Annotated in this window: 2 protein-coding genes and 1 pseudogene; all 3 read left to right on the forward strand. The window is 69.7% G+C overall.

Features of this window, described 5'->3' with window-relative positions; translation table 11 throughout:
• Positions 1-431 (forward strand): annotated as a pseudogene (locus G6019_RS11290) (hypothetical protein); the annotation flags it as partial.
• Between the two features lie 587 nt (positions 432-1018).
• Complete coding sequence (locus G6019_RS11295; RefSeq protein WP_182613053.1) at positions 1019-1918, forward strand: L,D-transpeptidase; 900 nt, start codon at positions 1019-1021, stop codon at positions 1916-1918.
• 115 nt (positions 1919-2033) lie between these two features.
• A partial coding sequence (locus G6019_RS11300; protein ID WP_182627606.1) for a L,D-transpeptidase occupies positions 2034-2821 on the forward strand: 788 nt, incomplete at its 3' end.

A 2821-nucleotide genomic window follows, 5' to 3' on the forward strand; every position in this document is an offset into this window, starting at 1 on the left:
AGCCCATGCCCACGACCTCGCCCGCGGCCCCCCGGACCGCCGCCGCGGACCGGGACGAGATTCCCGATACCTTCGCCGCCGGGGTCGTCAAGCCGCGTGGTGGGCCCCAGGCCGCACTCCGAGGACAGCCCGCACTGCTGGGGGTGCGATACGCGTGCTCGGAGATCCGCGGAGATGAGTCGGCCTCGATCGAGGACGCTCCGCCGGGCGCCCCCGAGGCCCCCGCGCCGGTGCTCCCCGAACTCGGCACCGCGTACATCGACTGCGCGGCGGCCCCCACCGGCGGCGGCGTCGAGGTCCACACGATCCTCATCGCGGACAACGATCTGTGGCACCTCACGCTGATCAGCCCGGAGACGCCCCGATCGGCCGACGCCGAGGCGCGAGCGCTCGAGGGTCTGCACAGGGTCGCCGAGCACATCCTCGACTGACTCTCTAGCGGAAATCGGGAACGGCGCCGGAGCCCCTCAGCATCCGACGCCGTTCCCATTCAACGGACTGCGCATCGCGCCTTCCGGTTTCCTCGCGCGCCCCGGAAGGCGGCGGGCCGACACCCCCCCAGGTGCCCCGGTAATGAAACCGGCCCCTCAGTGTGAAGTAACAGCCCCTCATCTGTTCTTCACCTCGCCACCGCCCCCCCGGCCGGTGACTGGTCGAACTCTATGTTGCACTCGTTCCACTGGCAAGCCCATGAACTGCAGTTCTACTGTTGACTTCTGGTCAGTAACGGGAGCCGGCGGGCTCACCTGCGGTTTTGTGAACACTGTTACCAACAAACGATGGAACCAACCCTCTCCTATCCGACCCCTCCGTCCGGGCCCGACAGGACCGCCCCCGCCCGACGCCCACACGTCCACCGCCGCATCCACCGAGCTCGCACGGTTCTGTTACGCATGTTTCCTGTGCGACAATTGAGGTTAAGCTGAGTCCTGCGAATTCACCCACCGCCTCAGTGGCTCGCCCCGTCCCCGTCCGAAACGTCACCAGTGCCCGTCTGACCGCGGCCCGAAGGAGAACGATGTCCCGCCGAACCCGCTTCCTCGCGTCCCTCCTCGTCTCGACCGGCCTGGCCACCGGTCTCACCGCCGGATTCGCCCCCGCCGCGTCAGCGCAGTCCGTCTCCTTCCCCGGCCTGGAATCGGCGCCCCTCCCCCAGGTTCCCGGGGTGGCCTCGCAACCGGTCCTCACGATCCCCGTGCCGGCACCGCCGCGCCCCGCGGTGGAACCGGTGGCGTCGGTCTACCCCACCCGCGACGAGACCGTGGGGGTGGCGCAACCCGTCATGATCCGGTTCGACCGTCCCGTCGCCGACCGCGCCCGGGCGGAGGCGTCCGTCGGGATCCGGACGGCACCGGCCGTCCAGGGGAAGTTCTACTGGGTCGGCGACGCCGAGTTGCGATGGCGGCCCCACGAGTTCTGGCCCGCGGGCACGGCGGTCACCGTGTGGGCCGGCGGCCGGGAGAACACCTTCCGCACCGGCGACGCGGTCGTCTCGACCTACGACGACGCCACCCACCTGGTCACCGTCACGCGCAACGGACAGGTCGTCCGCACGATGAGGGCGTCCGCCGGGCGGGACTCCTACCCCACCCACAACGGCGTCTACTACAACGGCTGGCGTGCGCGTGAGGTCCGGATGGACTCCTCCACCTGGGGACTGGCCAGGACGGCGGGCGGATACGACACGACCGTCGAGAACGGGGTGCGGCTGAGCTACGACGGCATCTTCGTCCACTCCGCCCCGTGGTCGATCGCTGACCAGGGCGTCCGCAACGTCTCCCACGGCTGCATCAACCTGAGTCCCGAGGACGCGGCCTGGTACTACGACAACACCCGCAACGGCGACCCGTTCATCGTGGTGGGCGGACCGGGTCGGCAGTTCGGGGAGTTCGACGGTCAGGGCGACTGGAACTACTGAGTCGATCACCCTCGGGTCGGGGTGAAACACAATCGGCACAGAGCGCGACACCCTAAGAGAGCCCTCCGCCTAGGCTGAGAGGAGCCCCTCGTCTCCGCCATCCCCAGGAGTAGCAATGACCCGTTCGCCCCGGATCCCGGCCCTCACCGCGATCCTCGCCGCGGCCGCCCTCGTCCTGGGGCTCGCCCCGGGGGCGAACGCGCAGTCCGTGATGCCGCCGAGCCCGCCCGGAATCCCGCAACTGGAGAACGCACCGCTGCCCACCCCGCTCATTCCGGGAGTAGGGGCGATGCCGGTGCTCACCTACCCGGTGATCGGCCCCGATCGTCCCGCGCCCGAATACGGTGACGTCAACGTCTTCCCCACGCAGAACGAGATCGTGGGCGTGGCGCAGCCGGTCATGTTCTTCTTCGACCGGCCCATCGCGGACCGGGCCCGCGCGGAGGCCACGCTCGGCATCCGCACCGAGCCCCCGGTGGCGGGGAAGTTCTACTGGGTCAACAACTCCGAGGTCCGGTGGCGCCCGCACTCCTTCTGGCCGGTCAACACCTCGGTCACCGTCTGGGCCGGCGGCAAGCGGCAGCAGGCGTTCCGCACCGGTGACGCGCTGATCTCGGAGTACGACGACCGCACCAAACTCGTCACCGTCACCCGGAACGGCCAGCACGTGCGCACCATGCGGGCCTCCGCCGGGATGCGCGGCTGGGAGACCTACAACGGCGTGTACTACACCGGGCAGCGCGGACGGCAGGTCCGGATGAACTCCGAGGCCTTCGGGCTGCGCATCGAGAACGGCGGGTACGACTCGATCGTCCACGACGCCGTCCGGCTGAGCTACGACGGCATCTACATCCACTCGGCCCCGTGGTCCGTCGGCGACCAGGGCGTCCGCAACGTCTCCCA

Source organism: Dietzia sp. DQ12-76 (genome assembly GCF_014145045.1).
Lineage (GTDB): Bacteria > Actinomycetota > Actinomycetes > Mycobacteriales > Mycobacteriaceae > Dietzia.